Below are 17,689 nucleotides of genomic sequence, written 5' to 3' on the forward strand. Positions count from 1 at the left end.
CGTTTCGGTGGGTGGTGCCCGCGCAGGTAGCCTTGCGCGCGTGAGTCTTCGCCTGTACGACACCGCCGCGCGCGAGCTGCGCGACTTCACCCCCCTGGTTCCCGGGCGGGTGGGCATCTACATCTGCGGGCTCACGACCCAGGGCGCACCCCACATCGGTCACGTGCGGTTCGCCGTGGCGTTCGACGTGCTGCGCCGGTGGCTCGAGGGTCGCCACGGCTACGACGTGACGCTCGTCCGCAACGTCACGGACATCGACGACAAGATCCTCGCCAAGTCCGCCGACGCGGGGGAGCAGTGGTTCGCGCTGTCCTACCGCAACGAGGTGGCGACGGCCGCTGCGCTCGACTCGCTCGGGGTGCTGGCCCCGACCTACGAGCCGCGCGCCACCGGCCACATTCCCGAGATGGTCGCCCTGATGGAGACCCTCGTGGACAAGGGCCACGCCTACGCCGCGACGGACGACAGCGGCGACGTCTACTTCGACGTCAAGAGCTTCCCCGAGTACGGCTCCCTGACGCACCAGAAGATCGACGACATGGAGGCCGCGGAGGACGCCGACCCCCGGGGCAAGCGTGACCCCCGTGACTTCGCCCTCTGGAAGGGACGCAAGGAGTCCGAGCCGGTCACCGCGTCCTGGGCCACTCCGTTCGGCACCGGTCGCCCGGGCTGGCACCTCGAGTGCTCGGCCATGGCACGGAAGTACCTCGGCGACTCCTTCGACATCCACGGTGGTGGCGTCGACCTCCGCTTCCCGCACCACGAGAACGAGCAGGCCCAGTCGCACGCCGCCGGCCTCGGGTTCGCGACCTACTGGCTGCACAACGCCTGGGTCACCGTGGGTGGCGAAAAGATGAGCAAGTCGCTCGGCAACAGCCTGATCGTCTCCGAGGTCACCAAGGTCGCCCGCCCGCTGGCGCTGCGTTACTACCTCACGGCGGCCCACTACCGGTCCACGATCGAGTACCACGAGGGCTCGCTGCGCGAGGCCGAGGCGGCCGTCGAGCGCATCGAGGGCTTCCTCGCCCGCGCCTTGCGCGCCCTCCCCGAGGGAACGTCCACCGCGCCGGACCACACCACCGTGCCTGAGGCGTATGCCGCGGCGATGGACGACGACCTGAACGTCTCGGGCGCGCTCGCCGTGGTCCACGACACCGTCCGGGCGGGCAACACCGCCATCGACGACGGTGACGACGAGGCGTTGGCGACCGCGTTCGGCGCCGTCGTGGCCATGACCGACCTGCTCGGCATCAACCCGCTCGACCCGCACTGGGGCGGCGGCAGCGATGCCGGTGCCGGAGACGCCCACCATGCGCTCGACGCACTGGTCCGCGTGCAGCTGGACGCCCGCGCGGCGGCCCGGGCGGCGCGCGACTTCGCCACGGCGGACGCGATCCGCGACCAGCTGGGCGCGGCCGGCATCGTCATCGAAGACACGGCGTCGGGAGCGAACTGGTCGCTCGCCCGCCGCGAGAGCTGAGAGGAACACCCATGGCTGGCAACTCCCAGCGACGTGGCGCCGTTCGCAAGGGCGCGTCGAAGAAGGGGCCCCAGGTCGGTTCCGGCGGTCAACGTCGTCGCGGCCTCGAGGGCAGGGGCCCGACGCCCAAGGCCGAGGAGCGTCCCAAGCACAAGGCCAACCGGATGGCCACCGCCGCCGAGAAGCGAGCGGGCGGATCCAGGTCGGGCGGGCCCAAGCCGGGCGCTCGACCCAGCGCCAGCCGCGGTGGATCCCGCCGGGGCAAGGTCTCGAGCGAGATCGTCGCCGGGCGCAACTCGGTCGTCGAGGCGTTGCGTGCCGAGGTGCCCGTGACCACGATGTACGTCGCCGGCCGGATCGACTCCGACGACCGGGTCCGGGAAGCCCTCAAGATCGCCACCGCCAGGGGCATCGCGATCCTGGAGACCCCGCGCGGCGAGCTGGACCGGCTCACCGACGGTGCGGTCCATCAGGGCCTGGCCCTGCAGGTCCCGCCGTACGAGTACGCGCACCCCCACGACTTCATCGACCCGGAAGCACCCGGCATACCCCTCGTGGTTGCCCTCGACGGCATCACCGACCCCCGCAACCTCGGCGCGATCATCCGCTCGGTGGCGGCGTTCGGCGGCCACGGCGTGGTCGTGCCCGAGCGTCGCTCGGTCGGCATGACCGCCAGCGCCTGGAAGACGTCGGCGGGTGCCGCAGCCCGAGTCCCCGTGGCGCTGGCCGCCAACCTGACGCGCGCGCTGGAGGAGTACCGCAAGGCGGGCTTCTTCATCCTCGGGCTCGACATGGAGGGCGACGTCCAGCTGCCCGACCTCGAGCTCGCGACCGAGCCGATCGTCATCGTGACCGGGTCGGAGGGCAAGGGGCTGTCCCGCCTGGTCAGGGAGAACTGCGACCAGATCGTGTCCATCCCCATGTCCTCGGCCGTCGAGTCCCTCAACGCAGGCATCGCCACGGGAGTCGCGCTGTACGAAGTCGCACGACGTCGGGCGATCTGACCACACGAAACGGGACGAATCCGCTAGCGTTTCGCCCTGTCGCGCCCATGGGGGAGCGGCGCTCGAACACTCGAAGGGACCAACCGCATGTCTGACTACGGCACCCCGCCGCCTCCTCCGCCCGCGCCCGGCTTCAGCCAGGCGACCGCCGGGGGCACGCCGCCGCCGAACTACCTCGTGTGGGCGATCCTGTCCACCATCTTCTGTTGCCTCCCGCTGGGCATCGCCTCGATCGTCTTCGCGGCCCAGGTCAACGGCAAGTGGCAGGCGGGCGATGCCGCCGGCGCCCGCGCCTCGTCCGAGAAGGCGAAGCGTTTCGCCATGATCGCGGCTGTCGTCGGCATCGTCGTCAACGGCCTCTACTTCGCCTTCGTCCTGCCGAACCTGAACAAGTAGGTCTCGGTCTCCGAGGCAGCCATGACCGCCGTGGTACCGCAGCGCCCCGCACCACCCGTCGCCGCACGGGGGCTCGGGGCGCTGCGTGTGCCCGGCCTGGCCCTGGCCGCGGCCGCGGCCGTGACCACCCTCGTTGCGGTGGTCGACCCCAACCAGCCGGGTCACTACCCGACGTGCCCCTTCCTGGCGGTGACCGGCTACTACTGCCCGGGGTGCGGCTCGCTGCGCGCCCTGCACGACCTCGCCCACGGTGACGTTGCGGGCGCCTTGGCCCGCAACCCCCTGATGGTGCTCGCCGCGGGCGGCCTCCTCGTGGCCTTCGTCCTCTGGGCGCGGCGGCTGTGGCGCGGACTGCCGCGGACCTGGGTGGCGCCTCCCCGGCTCCTGTACGCGTTGCTGACGCTGGTGCTGGCGTTCTGGGTGCTGCGCAACGTGCCCGGCTGGACCTGGCTGTCGCCCGTCTGAGCGGGCCCGCCGATCCGTCCGTTTGGCCCTTCCCTAGCTGACTCCCGGCGCGAGTCGGGTTGCGTCCGCTAGCGTTTCGCCCTGTCGCGCCCATTGGGGGGAGCGGCGCCCGCACACCCCGAAGGGACGCAATCGCAATGTCTGACTACGGCAACCCGCCGCCTCCGCCGGCCGCGACCGGCTACAACCCCGCTGGAGTGGCTGGCGCCCCGCCGCCGAACTACCTGGTCTGGGCGATCCTGTCGACCATCCTGTGCTGCCTGCCGCTCGGGGTCGCGTCCATCGTCTACGCGGCCCAGGTCAACAGCAAGTGGCAGGCGGGCGATGTCGCCGGCGCAGCCGACGCCTCGGAAAAGGCCAGGAAGTTCGCGATGTGGTCGGCGATCGCTGGCGTGGCGGGCGCCCTGGTGTGGCTCTTCTTCGTGGTCGTGGTCGCCGCCATGAGCAACGGTTCCTGACTCTCAGCCAGGAGCCACCTGGTCATAGGTGCCGGTGGACCTGGTCAGTCAGCCCTTGGGCGTCTCGACCACGACGGTGCTGAGGATCTTGTCCGCGAACGTCTGTCGCTTGTCGTCCCAGAGCGGCCAGAGGTAGCCGACGTAGGCGAACCCGTCCAGCGTGTGCGCCAGGTCCCGCACGAACGCCATCCCGGCGCCGATCGGCTGTCCCGTGCCCTCGTCGACCAGCCTGATGCCCATCACCTTCTTGCCCACGCTCTGTCCCGTGCGGCCCTGCTTGAAGGCGCGGTTCCAGATCTGGATGCCGAGCATCAGGAGCAGGCCCGCGAGCACGAGCAGGCCTCCGCCGACCATCAGGCCCGGGTTGCCCTCCGTGGTCGGCGCGTAGTCCGAGTGCCTGCTGTCGGACCCGCCTGAGTCCGGCGCGCCGACGACGAACAGGATGAGCCCCACGACGTAGGGCACCAGGCCGAGCAGCTGGAGCAGGCTGTCAAGGAGCATGGCCGCCACCCGGGTGCCCCAGCCGGCGAGCGGCCCCCAGGGCGAGCCGACCCCGTATGCCGTCTGGCCGGCATACCCGTGGGGTGCGCCGTAGGCGGGCGCCTGAGTCCATGGCTGCGCCGGCTGGGGCGGGAGCGGTGCGGTTGGCTGGTCGGGCTGGTCGGGCACTGTTCCCCCTGCGGTCGGCGCACGTCGTTGGTCGTGCGGGCGCCGTCACCCTAGCGGTGCTAGGCCTGGTGCCGAGGCGAAGGGCGCGGGTCGTCGTCGACGGTGTCGTCGAACATCGCCACCACCGGCATCTCGACGGTGTCGACGCCCACCACGGTCGCCTCGTCGGGCTTGCTCGGAAGCACCGTCGACACGTAGTCGCGGATCGCGTCCTCGATCGGCATGTCGCGCCCGGCCCGCTCGGAGAGGTACCAGCGGTGCTCAAGGACCTCGTGGAACAGCTCAGCGGGTTCGAGCTTGCCGGCCAGGTCGCGGGGGACGGTGCGGGTGATGGGTTCATAGATCTTGGCCAGCCAGTCGTGCGCGACGATCTCCTCGTCGTCGTTCTGGCGGTCGGTGTCCGCGCGGTAGGAGTCGAGGTCGTTGAGCAGCCGACGAGCCTGGTTCTCCTCGACGTCGAGGCCGGTGAGCCGCAGCAGGCGCCGCGAGTGGTGGCCGGCGTCGACGACCTTGGGCTGGATCTGGATCGTCGTCCCCCCGATGTCGGTCGAGATCGAGAGCTCGTCGACGTCGAAGCCGAGCTCGTTGAGGCGGCGGATCCTCTCGTCGACGCGCCACCGGTCCCCACTCTCGAACCGCTCGAGGCCCGTGAGCTCGGCCCACAGGTCGCCATAGCGGGTGACGATGCGGTTGGACGTGTCGACCGGGTCGACGCCGGCCTCGAGGAAGCCGCCGGCCTCGAGGTCCATCAGCTCGCCGGCGATGTTGACGCGAGCGATGTCGAGGTCGTGCTCGCGCTGCCCTGAGGTCAGCGTCTGGTGCAGCTCACCGGTCTCCGCGTCGACGAGGTATGCCGCGAACGCGCCGGCATCGCGGCGGAACAGCGTGTTGGACAACGACACGTCGCCCCACCAGAAGCCGACGAGGTGCAGCCGGACCAGCAGCACGGCCAACGCGTCGATCAGTCGGGTCGAGGTATCAGGGCGCAGCGACTGGCTGAACAGGGCGCGGTAGGGCAGCGAGAACTGGAGGTGCCGGGTGATGAGGCAGGCGTCGAGGGGTTCGCCGTCGGTGTCCTCCCGTCCGCTGACGACGCCGAACGGCACGACACACGGCAGGTCGAGCTTCCCCAGCATCCGCAGCATCTGGTACTCGCGCGCCGCGATGTCGGCCTTGATCTCCTTGACGGCCAGGACCCGTCCCGAGAGCTTGACGAACCGCACCACGTGCCGCGAGATGCCGCGGGGAAGGGCAGCGAGGTGCTCCTCCGGCCAGGTCTCGAGGGGGAGCTCCCAGGGGAGGTCCAGCAGGGCCGGGTCAGGTCGTGCCGCGGTGATCTGTAGTGCCACGTCCTCAGCCTCGCTCTGGTGTCGTGGGCAGCGTCAACATCGTTCCACACAGGTGAGATCCACGCCTGTGGCCATGAATCGTCGGGCCATGAATCGTCGGGCCAGAAACCGAGGTGGGCCGCCCCCCCCCCCCGGGGCCCGCCCCCCCTTCTTGGGGGGCTTGCGGCCGTCGACACGGGCGATGAACGGCTTCTCCGGTGCGTCGCTGTCCTCGTCGGCCTCGATGTGCTGGTGCACCTTGGCGGACCCGTAGATGTAGGCGTCCGCGCCGAGCTCCTCGACCACGTCGACGGTGACGGGAATGCCGCCGCCGGACTCGGTGGTCAGCTCGAGGTCCTCGGGTCGCACGCCCATCGTGATCGACTTGCCGTGCGCCTTCGCCAGGACCTCGCGGTCGACCGGCATCACGCTGCCACTGACCTTGACGCCGCCGTCAGCGACATCGACGTCGAGCAGGTTCATGGCCGGCGAGCCGATGAAGCCGGCGACGAAGACGTTGTTCGGGTGGTCGTACATGCGGCGCGGGGTGTCGCACTGCATGAGGAGGCCGTCCTTGAGGACCGCGACGCGGTCACCCATCGTCATGGCCTCGACCTGGTCGTGGGTGACGTAGACGGTGGTGACACCGAGTCGGCGCTGCAGCGAGGCGATCTGGGTGCGCGTCTGGACGCGGAGCTTGGCGTCGAGGTTCGACAGCGGCTCGTCCATGAGGAACACCTGGGGGGAGCGCACGATCGCGCGACCCATCGCGACGCGCTGGCGCTGGCCACCGGAGAGGGCCTTCGGCTTGCGCTCGAGGTACTGCTCGAGGTCGAGGATCTTGGCGGCCTCTTCGACGCGCTTGCGGATCTGACCCTTGTCGACGCCGGCGATCTTGAGCGCGAAGCCCATGTTGTCGGCCACCGTCATGTGGGGGTAGAGCGCGTAGTTCTGGAACACCATCGCGACGTCGCGGTCCTTGGGGGACAGGTTGGTGACGTCACGGTCACCGATCCAGATCTTGCCGGCGTTGACCTCTTCGAGGCCCGCGAGCATGCGCAGGGAGGTGGACTTGCCACATCCGGAGGGACCGACCAGGACGAGGAACTCGCCGTCCTCGATGTCGATGTTGAGCTTGTCAACCGAGGGCTTGTCGTTGCCCGGGTAGAGCCGGGTTGCCTCGTCGAACTTGACTGTTGCCATGGCTTCGTTGCCTTTCCTTCACCGGCAGGAACGTGCCGGACGATCCGTTGTAAAGGGTGCTGCCGCCGCTGACGTCGGTGTCCGCGGTGGCCTCAGTCTGGCCCAGCAGGGGGCGTTGCGCCAGTGCTGGTCCGGCCGGCGGGCGGGTGGATGAAAACGTTTGCGCAGGCGACAGGTATGCCACGGAGCCGCAGCGCGCACGCGGCATACCTGAAAGTTCTTGCAGGGTGTCGGCGGTCAAGCCTGCAAGTTCTTGCTACCGTCGCGGCCATGAAGGCGAGACTGGCTGACATCGCGGCGCATGCCGACGTCAGCGAGGCGACCGTCAGCAGGGTGCTCAACGGCAAGCCCGGGGTGGCCGAGTCCACCCGCGAGGCCGTGCTCACCTCGCTGGACATCCTGGGTTACGACCGCCCGTCGCGGCTGCGGCGCAAGACCGCCGACCTCGTCGGGCTGATCGTCCCGGAGCTGACCAACCCGATCTTCCCGGCGTTCGCGCAGATCATCGAGACGGCGCTCGCCCGGCACCAGTTCACGCCGGTGCTGTGCACGCAGACCCCGGGCGGGGTGCACGAGGACGAGTACGTGCAGATGCTGCTGGACCGTGGCGTCGCCGGGATCATCTACGTCTCGGGCCAGCACGCCGACGTCACGACCGATCCCGAGCGGTACATCACCCTGCGCGAGCGCGAGCTGCCGATCGTGCTGGTCAACGGCTACTGCGAGGGCATCGACGCGCCCTTCATCTCCAACGACGACGTCGCCTCGATGGAGCTCGCGCTGACCCACCTCGTCCAGCTCGGCCACACCCAGATCGGGCTGGCCGTCGGGCCGGAGCGCTTCGTCCCGGTCATCCGCAAGATCGACGGGTTCCGCGCGTCGATGAGGAACCTGCTCGGTCGCGACGACGTCGACGAGCTCATCGAGCGGACCATGTTCTCCGTCGAAGGTGGCGACACCGCCGGGGCGCGGCTGATCGAGAAGGGCTGCACGGCCGTCGTCTGCGGCTCGGACCTGATGGCCCTGGGCGCGATCCGGGCGGCACGGCGGGCTGGCAAGCAGGTGCCGGCGGACTTCTCGGTGGTGGGGTACGACGACTCGCCCCTCATCGCGTTCACCGACCCGCCGCTGACGACCGTGCGCCAGAGCGTCCAGGCGATGGCCGAGGCCGCCGTCGGAGCCCTGCTCGACGAGATCGCCGGGGAGCCCTCTCCGCGAGCCGAGTACGTGTTCCGGCCCGAGCTCGTGGTGCGCGCCTCCACCGGCGCCGCGCCAACCCGCTGACCGCTGCTGCGACTTGTTGCGTCCTGGTGGTCACGGGAGGCCTGGGATCGGGGGTCGGTGACGATCTGCCGGCAACACGTCGGKGTGGGTTGGACTTGTTGCGTCCTGGTGGTCACGGGAGGCCTGGGATCGGGGGTCGGTGACGATCTGCCGGCAACACGTAGGCACTGGGCGCCGGTCAGCGGGTGTAGAGCCTCGCCTTGGCTGTCTTCACGTGAAGGGTCTCGGGGGTGCCCTGGATCGTCACGTCGCCAGGGATATCGATCCACTCGCCACCGTTGACGCGGAACTCGCCCGTGTACGTGGCATCGGCCCGGACCGTGAAGTCGCCGGACTTCGCGTACGACTTGGTGATGTCGCCCTCCGGATAGGGACCTCCCAGAGAGGTGGTTGGTCCGCTCGTCGTGCCATCACCGTAGACGTAGGTGATGCTCTTGGCGCGCGGCCGGATCTCCACCCGGAAGCCCGCCATCCGCGCCCGGTCCGCGTGGTCGATCTCGCCCGGTTCGTAGCCGGCGTCCGGCCACCGGGTCTCGAAGTACGTCGGCAGGGTCACCAGGGTCACGTTGCCCTTGGGCTGGACCTCCAACGTCGGCCTCGCGAACGCGGTGTCGTGGAACGCCGCGAGGACCATCGCCATCGTCACCACCGGCCGCGCGCCCGGCGCGTCCTCGGGGAAGCACGTGATCCCGTACTGCACCCACGGCCCAGTCGCACTCCCCGCAGCGTCAACGGTGCGACGGAACAACCGCACACTCGGCCCGAGCCCCTGCTGATCGGTGTTTCCGGCGCAGTACTGGGCTGCGGCCGTGCACAGGTCGTCGGGGTTCGCGGAGTCCGGACTGTTGGTCCCACAGTTCGCGACGGAGCCGTATTCGTAGAGGGTCGGAGCCTTGGCAGCCTTCGCCGCAGCTGCATCCGCCTTGATCCGCCGCAGCTCTGCTCGATCGTAGGCGTTCACTCGCGCTCCGCCCTGGATTGTCCCGCCTCCAAAGGCGGCAGAGGCGGGCAGCGCACCAAGGAGGATGAGGAACAGAGACAAGAGGCCAGCTCGGCTTACGCGACGTCGTAAAGAATCCACTGATCCCCCTTCCAGGTGAGGGCGACAGTTCGCGTGAGCTTTTGGTATGGATCCGTCAGGACGACAGCGCCCTGGGCATCGATGACGTCGACCTTCTTTTGGGTCATCTGCACATGGATGTGGGTCTGGTCCTTGAACCCGCCGACTGAAACGACGGACTGGATGCTGATGGGACTCGACCGGTACCGCTGTCTCTTCGCCACCAGTTCGGTGGCCGTCTTCTGAAGGTCCTTGCAGGACAGGCAACCCGGGTCGCTGAGCGGCGGGATCAGGCTGGCATCGGGCTTGGTCCAGGCAAGGGCAGCCTGCTCGAGGAAGAAGCGCACGAAAGTCTCGGCGCCTTCCGGGGTGTGCGCCCTTGCCGCCGCCGGGATGTCCACGGCAGCAGTCGTGGGAGGCGAGCTCATCGTCGCCGACCTGCTCGGCGGTGAGCTCGTCGCACTCGTCGACGTCGTCGAACCTCCAACCGGCGGGTCGTCGCCCCCAGACGAACACCCCACCAAGGCCAGCGCCACGCCAAGGCCGGACGTGGCATACGCACGCACAGAACCCACGGTTGATCCCCCTCAGTAGCCCCCGCTACCCGATCGCACGCGACTCTACGCAAACAGATGACAACTGGCCCAGCGCCATCCACAGCGCGGACACCCGCCGAGACCGCCCTACCGCGCGGAGCGTCGGTCGAACACCAGCCGCAGGACCTCGGCGGCGTCCTCGGGGGAGTCGACGCGGAACCGCGCAGCGGTCTCGCCGGGACCGACCTTGACGGTGAGGTCGTCCGGCCCGAGCGCCCGGAACGCGTCCTCGTCGGTCACGTCGTCGCCGACGTAGGTGACGACGTCCGCTCCCACCTCGTCGCGCAGCGCCACCAGCGCGGTGCCCTTGTCCGCTCGCACCACACTCACCTCCACCACGTGCTTGCCGTGCAGCACGTGCAGTCCGGTATGCCGGGTGGTGACCTCGAGCGCCGCCGCCTCGGCATCGCGCGCGGCGGACTCGTCGGCCATCCGGCGGGTGTGGAGGACCACGGCGGTCGGCTTGAACTCGAGCGAGACACCGGGGGGCAGTCCGACGCACAGGTCCTTGAGGTCGTCGGTGACCCGGTGGAGCGCCTGTGCTTCGTCGTCGCTCAGGCCGCGACCGACCTCGGAGCTGGTCTCCGCCCCGTGGCTGCCGATCCGCACCACGGCGCTGTCGGCCAGGCCGGTGAGCTGAGTCAGGGTCGAGAGGTCGCGCCCGGACACCACCGCGGCATACGTGGAGGGAAGGGCCGCCAGGCCCTCGAGGCTCTCGATCGTGCCCGGTAGGGCGCGCGAGGCCATCGGGTCGTGGACGAGGGGCGCGAGCACGCCGTCGAAGTCAGACGCGACGAGCACTGTTGTCGCAGAAGCGAACTCGTCGATTGCCTCCGTCAGTTCCGGGGGCAGGCTCACGGGATGGATTCTTCGGCATTGCGCAGGTCGCGCGCCTTGCGGTCGGCCGTGGCGTGCTCGTCGTCGGCCTTCTGCTCCTTCGTGGTGCGCTGCGGTCGATCCGGGGCGACGGCGAGGGCTTCGAGGAACCGGGAAGCCCACCGCTGCACGTCGTGGTCGGCGACGCGGCGACGCATCGACCGCATCAGGCGCCGCTTCTCCTTCTCGGGCGTCTCGATCGCCCGCATGATCGTCTGCTTCAGTCCCTCGATGTCGTGTGGGTTGCAGACGAACGCCTGGTGCAGCTCGTGGAAGGCCCCCGTGAACTCCGAGAGCACCAGCGCACCGCCCTCGTCGTGGCGGCAGGTGACGTACTCCTTGGCGACGAGGTTCATGCCGTCGCGCAGCGGCGTCACGAGGACGACGTCGGCGGCGAGGTACAGCGCTGCCATCTCCTGCCGCGGGTAGGAGTGGTGGAGGTACTGGACCGCAGGCGAACCGATGCGACTGTGCTCTCCGTTGAGGCGTCCGACCTCGCCCTCGATCTCGTGCCGCAGCTCGCGGTACGCAGCCACCCGCTCGCGGCTCGGCGTGGCCACTTGCACAAAGACCTCGTTGGGCGGCGAGACCTGGCCCTCCTCGAGGAGCTCCCCGTAGGCCTTGATCCGGTGCCCGATGCCCTTGGTGTAGTCGAGTCGGTCCACGCCGAGGAGCAGCGTGCGGGGGTTGCCGAGCGACTCGCGGATCTCCTTGGCGCGCTGCTGGGTCTCGGGCTGTTTGGCGACCGCCTCGAGCCCGACGTAGTCGATGGAGATCGGGACGGCGCTGGCCCGCACCCGCCGGCTGTCGTCGGCGCGCGAGACCGAGACCGTGTCCCCCTTGGTGGGCAGTCCCAGCAGCTGCCGGCAGGCACGGACGAAGTTCTGCGCGTCCGCGACCCGCTGGAACCCGAGGTAGTCCGCTCCGAGCAACCCCTCGAGCACGGCCCGGCGCCAGGGCAGCTGGGCGAACAGCTCGACCGGCGGGAAGGGGATGTGGTCGAACCAGCCGATCCGCACGTCCGGACGCAGCTCGCGAACCATCGCGGGCACCAGCTGCAGCTGGTAGTCGTGCACCCACACCGTCGCGCCCTTCGCGGCGACCTCGCAGACCGCCTCCGCGAACCGACGGTTGACCGTCTCGTAGGCGGTGAACCAGTACCGGTGGAACGACGCCGGGACGATGACGTCGTGGTAGATCGGCCAGAGCGTGTCGTTGCTGAAGCCCTCGTAGTAGTGGGCGACCTCGTCCTCGGACAGGGGCACGGGGCGCAAGTACATGTCGTCCTCGACGAACGGCTCGGGGGACTCGCCCGCCTCTCCGTGCCACCCGACCCAGGCACCCTCGCGGCCGCGCATGACCGACTCCATGGCGGTGACCAGACCGCCCGGGCTGGTCCGCCAGGACTCCTGCCCGTCGGCGTCCACGACCCGGTCCACGGGCAATCGGTTGGCGGCGATGACCAGGTCGAACTGCTGCTGGCTGCGAGGCACAGGAAATCAACTCCACGGTGTAGTTGCAGTGGCAACCCTATGTCGCGAGCCGACCTGACGGCACACGGCGCCTCGGCCGTGGGAGCTCTCCGGCGGGTATGCCGCGTGCGTGGGCTCCCCCTAGCGGTGGCACTCCCGGCGGTCTACCGTCTGAGCATGAGGATCTCGGATGTCGTGCGTCGCAAGGGTGGCCAAGTGGTCACCATCCGCTCCGAGGAGACCGTGGAACGGCTGCTCGACCTGCTCGCCGAGCACCGCATCGGTGCGCTCGTCGTGAGCGACGACGGTGAAAGCGTGACCGGCATCGTCAGCGAGCGTGACGTCGTGCGCCACCTGCACAGCGACGGCGCAGCCGTGCTCCTGGCGCCAGTGGGCTCGATCATGACGGCCGACGTCCAGACGTGCGGGCCCGATGTCCAGATCGACGAGCTGGCCCGCACGATGACCGACCTGCGCATCCGCCACGTACCCGTCGTGGTCGATGGCAAGCTGCACGCGATCGTCAGCATCGGCGACATCGTCAAGCACCGGATCGACGAGCTCCAGTCGGAGCGTGACCAACTTGTTGGGTACATCCAGCAGTAACCTCACCCGTTTCCCAGGGGTCCCTCACGTACCGTAGGGGGATGACGGCGCAGGACGCAGGGGGATGACGACCGAGGCGATGGAGGGCAGCGGCCGGTCCGTCGCGCCCGACGGGCTCCGGATCGGCCCGTACCGCCTCATCCAGCAGCTCGGCGAGGGCGGCATGGGAGTGGTCCACCTGGCGCTGGACCCCAGTGGCAGGGCCGTGGCGCTCAAGCTGTTGCGCCCGCACGTGGCGCACGACCGGGACGCCCGCACCCGCCTGGCGCGCGAGGTGCAGGTCCTGCGTCGCATCGACGACCACCGTGTCGCGGCCGTGATCGACGCCGACCTCGACGGCGAGCGGCCCTACCTCGTGACCCGCTACGTCCCCGGTCCGGCGCTGGACGACGTGGTGAAGGAGTCCGGCCCGATGCGTGGCGGCGAGCTGCTCCGCCTGGGCCGTGGCCTCGCGGACGCCCTCCACGCCATCCACGCCGCCGACGTCATCCACCGCGACCTCAAGCCCGGCAACGTGCTGCTCCTCGACGGTGACCCGGTGCTGATCGACTTCGGCATCGCCCACGTCGCCGACGACATCCGGATCACCATGACCGGGCTGGTCATGGGGACGCCCGGCTACCTGTCCCCCGAGGTCGTCGAGGGCGCGCCGGTCACCGAGGCGACCGACTGGTGGGGATGGGCCGCCACCCTGGCCTACGCCGCCAGCGGCGCCCCGCCCTTCGGCCGCGGACCGATGGACGTGGTCCTGACCCGGGTCAGCCGGGGCGAGGCCGACCTCACCGGGGTCGACCCGCGCCTCGCCCCACTCCTGTATGCCGCGCTGTCGCCCCAGCCGCGCCAGCGCCCCGACTCCGACGAGGTCGTCGACGCGCTGGAGCGCTACGCCACCGGGCAACCGGTGACCGAGGCGCTCGCGACGCCCCCGCGGCATACCCAGGTGTTGGAGAACCGTCCCACCGCACGCTGGGAACGCCCTGCGGTCGCCGCCGGGCCCGTCGCCCTGCCTGTCGAACCGGAATGGGCCCAAGAGCCGCAGTGGGTGTCCGACGGGCAGTGGGCGCCGGAACCCGAGCAGGACCTCGTGCCCTGGGACGAGCCCGAGGGCGAGCCGTCCGAGTGGCAGGCCGCCTGGGAGGGGGAGGTCGGCGAGCCGGACCCGCGCATCGGCCGCCCGGCGCGCACCGGCACCCTGCTGGCCCTGCTCACCGTCGTGGTCGCCGCGGCGGCGGGCTTCCCCGTGGTGGCTGTCGCGGTCGCAGTGCTCTGGTCGTGGGCGGCCCGCACCGCGGACCGCTCGGTGACCTCGCTCGTGCTGCGTCGCCACCACCGCGGCCGCCGCCGGTCCGACATGCCGCTGGCCGTCGTCGCGAGCCCCTGGCACCTCGTCGTGGGGGCGCTCGCGACCGTCGTCAGCGCGATCCTGCCCCTGCTCGTCGGGATCTGTGCGGTGTTCAGCGCAGCCCTGGCCACAGTGGCGGTCAACAGCGGCTCGCCGCACCCGAACTCCTCGGCCCCGCTGGCCGTGGGCGCCCTGGTCGCCGCGTTGATGGCGTGGTGGGGCCCGGGTGGGTCGGGCCTGCGCCGCGGCACCCGAAGCATCATCCGCGGAGTCAGCCCCAGCCCGCTGGCGACCCAGGTAATGGTGGTCCTGCTGCTGCTTGCGGCTGGCGCGCTCGCCGTGTGGAGCCTGCAGAACTCCGGTGTGCCGCAGTGGTGGCCGACCGAGGCGCCGTCGGGGCTGCTGTCCGGCGTCGGCCTCACCGCATGACGGACGGCACCGAGGGCAGGCCGCCCAGGCCACGACCGGTCAAGCGTCGTCCGGTGCTGCGCCAGAGCCGGATCTGGCGGGGGGAGGAGCTCACCGAGACGCTTCCGATGATCGAGAGCCTGCGACACACCCCCTACCGCAACCCGCGTGTGCTCCAGGCGGCCGCCGAGGAGCGTGAGGCCAGGGCGTCCCTGGACCTGGCGCTGCGGGTCGGCGAGCTGATGCTGCGTTGTGGCGCGGGCGCACCGCAGGTCGAGTCGTCCGTGGTGGCGGTGGCCGCCGCGGCCGGGTTGGACAACCTCGAGGTCGACATCACGCTCCAGTCGCTGCTGATCCAGTGCTCGACCGGTTCGGGGGTTCCGATCACCATGCTCCGGGTCGTGCGCTCGTCGACCCGCGACTTCGCCCGGCTGACGGCCGTGCACGAGTTCGTGGAGAACCTCGTCGCCGGCTCGTACGACCGGGAGGCGGCGGCCGAGCAGCTGCGCGAGATCCGGCGCGCGCCTCGGTTCTGGCCCAAGTGGACGGTTCGTGGCTCCCTCGGGCTGCTCGCCGCGGCCATCGCCGTCATGCTCGGCGCCGGTGTGGTCGCCGCCCTGGTTGCGGGGATCTCGGCCCTCCTGGTGGGGTATGCCGCCCGCGTCCTCGGCCGCGGAGGCCTCCCGGACTTCTACCAGTGCGCCATCGGCGGCTTCCTGGCGACGACGATCGCGTGGGGCGCCTTCAGCCTGGGTGCTGCCGGCTGGCTGCCCGTGTCGTCATCCGACTTCGCCTTCATCGTGGCCGGTGGCATCACGGTGCTGCTCCCGGGTCGAACCGTCGCCTCCGCGTTCGAGGATGCGATCTCGGGCTACTCGGTCACGGGTGCGGGCCGGATGTTCGCTGTCCTCCTGACCACGGCGGGGATCATCCTGGGGGTGGCCACGGGCCTGTCCCTGACGTTCGCGCTGACGAGTGCTTTCGACCTCGAGCTCGCCTCTCCCTCGATCATGGCGACGCGGGCACTCGACGCCCCTGTGGTGCTGGCCGTGGTGGGAGCGTTCGTCGTGGGCGTGGCGGGCGCGGTGTCGCTGCGGAGCCGGCGGCTGCTGGTCATCCCGTGTGGGCTGCTCTGCGCCGTCGGGGTCGCCGTGTCACTCGCGGTGTCCCGGGTCGACGGGCTCGGCCAGCTCGCGGCGGCCGGCAGCGCGGCCATCGTGCTGGGATGTGCCGGCCGACTGCTCGCCCTGCGCATGGGTGCCCCGGCCATGGTGCTCGTCGTGCCCGCGTCCTACGGGCTGTTGCCGGGTCTGGCCATCTTCCGAGGGCTCTACGAGATGGTGAACGGCTCGTCGGCCAACTCCGGGAGCCTGTCCCTCCAGGGCGGGCTGACCACCCTGCTCGGGGCGATGGCGGTGCTGCTCGCGATCGCGGCCGGCAGCGTGCTGGGGGAGTTCATGGCCGCGCCGTTCGACCACCGCATGGTGCAGAAGCGGCGGGCCCGCCGTCGCTGACAGCCGAGCGCTGTTGACAGTCGGGCGCTGTTGACCGCAAGTCTTGCGGCGGCGGCCTTCCGTCAATATCGCCGAGTCGCTTGTCGCGGCGGTCAGGGCCCTCTACGGTGGACAACCTGCGCAAATGCGCTCACACAACTGCACACGGCATACCCAATCAGCCATGCACATCCACCGCGCCGAGCCTCGTCAGGTGGATGTCTTGCCGGAAGATCTCCGGGCAGACGAGGACGGGGGACCCAATTCGGCCACCACGGTGGCCTTGGGGTGAAGTCGGCTCCGGCCGACCGGGCACCTGACAGCCCGAACCCGACAGCTCACCCCGCAGGCGCCGGTCAGGAGAGGAACCCCCCCGCCATGTTCTATGCCCCGAAGCACTCTGCTCGGAAGGTCAACCCCGTCCGCCGTCGAGTGACCGGTGTCGCCGTCGCCGGTGTCGCCACCGTCGCGGGAGGCATGGCGACCGCGACCTCCGCGTCGGCCTCGACCGTCTGGGACCGGGTTGCCGCCTGTGAGAGCGGTGGGAACTGGGCCATCAACACGGGCAACGGCTACTACGGCGGACTGCAGTTCTCCGACCGCACCTGGGATGCCTTCGGCGGTGAGCGCTATGCCGCGACCGCGAACCGCGCCTCCAAGGCCCAGCAGATCTCGGTCGCCCAGAAGGTCCTCTCCTCCCAGGGGCCCGGTGCCTGGCCGACCTGTGGGGCCCGGGCCGGACTGACCCGCGCCAACGGCGGGGCGGTCAACGCCGGGTCGACCACGACGCAGACAGCCGCGTCGCGGTCGGTGGTGCGCAAGGCCCCCGCGACCTCCTCTGCACGGTCGTCCGCGGGCAGGCTGGTGGTCGACGGCATCCGCGGACCGAAGACGAACGCCGCCATCGAGCGCTGGATCGGGGGTTCGGTCAACGGCACCTTGTCGCGCGCCGACGTCAAGGCGTTGCAGCGCAAGGTCGGCTCGGCGCCCGACGGCGTGATCGGCCCGAAGACGGTCGCCGCCCTGCAGGCGAAGATCGGCGCCCGGAAGAATGGCTCGCACTCGCTCGACCGCGCCACCGTGCGGACGCTGCAGAGCTACCTCAACGCCCGCTGACCCACCGCGCCGCTGACCCACCGCTCCGGTGAGCCGGTGCGACGTGTTGCTCCGGGATGGTCACCGACCAGCCTGAGCGGCGATTCGTGACGTCCACGTGGCACCAGGTGCTGTCCCGCTGGCACTGGTTGCCACGTGGTGGTCAGGAATTCTCGACGAGGGCGCCCGCGCCGGTACCATCGTCGCCGTCTGCTGCGGCAGGCCGGCCGGCGTGGCGCAATTGGCAGCGCACTTGTCTTGTAAACAAGGGGTTGGGGGTTCGAGTCCCCCCGTCGGCTCCCTGACCTGTACGACTTCGCCTGATGCTTGACGTTTGGGCTTCGGTTGATGCCTGACAGTGTTTCGGTTGATGGTTGACACCTACTTCGGCTGATCCTTGACACTCCCTTGATGAGGGAGATGAGCGTGGCTGAGCAGCGGTACAAGGCGGTTC

Annotated in this window: 18 protein-coding genes, 1 tRNA gene and 1 riboswitch; of the genes, 12 read left to right on the forward strand and 7 right to left on the reverse strand. The window is 70.2% G+C overall.

Translation table 11 applies throughout. From position 1 onward, the window contains the following. Positions 1 to 40: 40 nt before the first annotated feature. From cysS to AC1DS4_RS18715, 5 genes are all read left to right on the forward strand, one after another. Positions 41 to 1,480, forward strand: a complete 1,440-nt coding sequence (cysS, locus tag AC1DS4_RS18695; protein ID WP_477633634.1) for a cysteine--tRNA ligase — start codon at positions 41 to 43, stop codon at positions 1,478 to 1,480. A gap of 11 nt (positions 1,481 to 1,491) precedes the next feature. Then, positions 1,492 to 2,484: a 23S rRNA (guanosine(2251)-2'-O)-methyltransferase RlmB gene (rlmB, locus tag AC1DS4_RS18700; RefSeq protein ID WP_477613957.1), complete on the forward strand. Its 993-nt coding sequence runs from the start codon at positions 1,492 to 1,494 to the stop codon at positions 2,482 to 2,484. An 87-nt stretch (positions 2,485 to 2,571) separates the two neighbouring features. Continuing rightward, positions 2,572 to 2,880 (forward strand): CD225/dispanin family protein, encoded by a 309-nt coding sequence (locus tag AC1DS4_RS18705; protein ID WP_477633633.1) that lies wholly within the window; start codon positions 2,572 to 2,574, stop codon positions 2,878 to 2,880. 21 nt (positions 2,881 to 2,901) lie between these two features. Next, the gene (locus AC1DS4_RS18710; protein ID WP_477633632.1) at positions 2,902 to 3,345 is read left to right on the forward strand and encodes a DUF2752 domain-containing protein; all 444 of its coding nucleotides are present in this window, start codon (positions 2,902 to 2,904) and stop codon (positions 3,343 to 3,345) included. A 137-nt stretch (positions 3,346 to 3,482) separates the two neighbouring features. Continuing rightward, on the forward strand, positions 3,483 to 3,803 hold the full coding sequence (locus tag AC1DS4_RS18715) for a CD225/dispanin family protein (protein ID WP_477613954.1): 321 nt from the start codon (positions 3,483 to 3,485) through the stop codon (positions 3,801 to 3,803). A 48-nt stretch (positions 3,804 to 3,851) separates the two neighbouring features. Here the strand turns inward: AC1DS4_RS18715 and AC1DS4_RS18720 are convergent, their stop codons facing one another. The 3 genes from AC1DS4_RS18720 to AC1DS4_RS18730 are packed head-to-tail and all read right to left on the reverse strand — an operon-like array spanning position 3,852 to position 7,003. Then, positions 3,852 to 4,472, reverse strand: a complete 621-nt coding sequence (locus AC1DS4_RS18720) for an RDD family protein (RefSeq protein ID WP_477633631.1) — start codon at positions 4,470 to 4,472, stop codon at positions 3,852 to 3,854. Between the two features lie 59 nt (positions 4,473 to 4,531). After that, entirely contained in the window at positions 4,532 to 5,821 is a 1,290-nt protein-coding gene (locus AC1DS4_RS18725; protein WP_477613952.1) for a DUF4032 domain-containing protein, read from the reverse strand. A gap of 33 nt (positions 5,822 to 5,854) precedes the next feature. After that, positions 5,855 to 7,003: an ABC transporter ATP-binding protein gene (locus AC1DS4_RS18730; protein ID WP_477646101.1), complete on the reverse strand. Its 1,149-nt coding sequence runs from the start codon at positions 7,001 to 7,003 to the stop codon at positions 5,855 to 5,857. A 270-nt stretch (positions 7,004 to 7,273) separates the two neighbouring features. On the opposite strand from AC1DS4_RS18730, the gene AC1DS4_RS18735 reads away from it, so the two are divergent. Further along, positions 7,274 to 8,287, forward strand: a complete 1,014-nt coding sequence (locus tag AC1DS4_RS18735) for a LacI family DNA-binding transcriptional regulator (RefSeq protein WP_477633630.1) — start codon at positions 7,274 to 7,276, stop codon at positions 8,285 to 8,287. Between the two features lie 178 nt (positions 8,288 to 8,465). Here the strand turns inward: AC1DS4_RS18735 and AC1DS4_RS18740 are convergent, their stop codons facing one another. Both AC1DS4_RS18740 and AC1DS4_RS18745 read right to left on the reverse strand, forming a co-directional pair. Continuing rightward, positions 8,466 to 9,248: a hypothetical protein gene (locus tag AC1DS4_RS18740; RefSeq protein WP_477633629.1), complete on the reverse strand. Its 783-nt coding sequence runs from the start codon at positions 9,246 to 9,248 to the stop codon at positions 8,466 to 8,468. Positions 9,249 to 9,343: 95 nt separating this feature from the next. Further along, positions 9,344 to 9,748: a DUF6318 family protein gene (locus AC1DS4_RS18745; RefSeq protein ID WP_477633628.1), complete on the reverse strand. Its 405-nt coding sequence runs from the start codon at positions 9,746 to 9,748 to the stop codon at positions 9,344 to 9,346. Here AC1DS4_RS18745 and AC1DS4_RS18750 point away from each other — a divergent pair. Then, positions 9,741 to 9,941, forward strand: coding sequence for a hypothetical protein (locus AC1DS4_RS18750; RefSeq protein ID WP_477633627.1), 201 nt, complete (start codon positions 9,741 to 9,743; stop codon positions 9,939 to 9,941). The two genes, AC1DS4_RS18745 and AC1DS4_RS18750, sit on opposite strands and share 8 nt — an antisense overlap. 89 nt (positions 9,942 to 10,030) lie before the next feature. Here AC1DS4_RS18750 and otsB read toward each other — a convergent pair whose 3' ends face one another. After that, positions 10,031 to 10,801, reverse strand: a complete 771-nt coding sequence (gene otsB, locus AC1DS4_RS18755; protein ID WP_477633626.1) for a trehalose-phosphatase — start codon at positions 10,799 to 10,801, stop codon at positions 10,031 to 10,033. Next, positions 10,798 to 12,312: an alpha,alpha-trehalose-phosphate synthase (UDP-forming) gene (locus tag AC1DS4_RS18760; protein ID WP_477633625.1), complete on the reverse strand. Its 1,515-nt coding sequence runs from the start codon at positions 12,310 to 12,312 to the stop codon at positions 10,798 to 10,800. Before AC1DS4_RS18760 ends, otsB begins: the two co-directional genes overlap by 4 nt. A 156-nt stretch (positions 12,313 to 12,468) precedes the next feature. Between AC1DS4_RS18760 and AC1DS4_RS18765 the strand changes: the two genes are divergently transcribed. The 5 genes from AC1DS4_RS18765 to AC1DS4_RS18785 all read left to right on the forward strand — a co-directional run bounded on the left by AC1DS4_RS18765 (position 12,469) and on the right by AC1DS4_RS18785 (position 17,534). Further along, entirely contained in the window at positions 12,469 to 12,897 is a 429-nt protein-coding gene (locus AC1DS4_RS18765; RefSeq protein WP_477613944.1) for a CBS domain-containing protein, read from the forward strand. A gap of 64 nt (positions 12,898 to 12,961) precedes the next feature. After that, the gene (locus AC1DS4_RS18770; RefSeq protein ID WP_477633624.1) at positions 12,962 to 14,668 is read left to right on the forward strand and encodes a serine/threonine-protein kinase; all 1,707 of its coding nucleotides are present in this window, start codon (positions 12,962 to 12,964) and stop codon (positions 14,666 to 14,668) included. Further along, complete coding sequence (locus tag AC1DS4_RS18775; RefSeq protein WP_477633623.1) at positions 14,665 to 16,161, forward strand: threonine/serine exporter family protein; 1,497 nt, start codon at positions 14,665 to 14,667, stop codon at positions 16,159 to 16,161. The genes AC1DS4_RS18770 and AC1DS4_RS18775 overlap by 4 nt, the downstream gene beginning before the upstream one ends. A gap of 193 nt (positions 16,162 to 16,354) precedes the next feature. Then, positions 16,355 to 16,507, forward strand: a riboswitch (cyclic di-AMP (ydaO/yuaA leader). A gap of 11 nt (positions 16,508 to 16,518) precedes the next feature. Continuing rightward, the gene (locus tag AC1DS4_RS18780; RefSeq protein ID WP_477633622.1) at positions 16,519 to 17,256 is read left to right on the forward strand and encodes a transglycosylase family protein; all 738 of its coding nucleotides are present in this window, start codon (positions 16,519 to 16,521) and stop codon (positions 17,254 to 17,256) included. A 205-nt stretch (positions 17,257 to 17,461) separates the two neighbouring features. Further along, positions 17,462 to 17,534: transfer RNA gene (locus AC1DS4_RS18785), tRNA-Thr, on the forward strand. The last annotated feature ends 155 nt before the right edge of the window (positions 17,535 to 17,689 follow it).

Source organism: Pedococcus sp. P3_C7 (assembly GCF_056402615.1).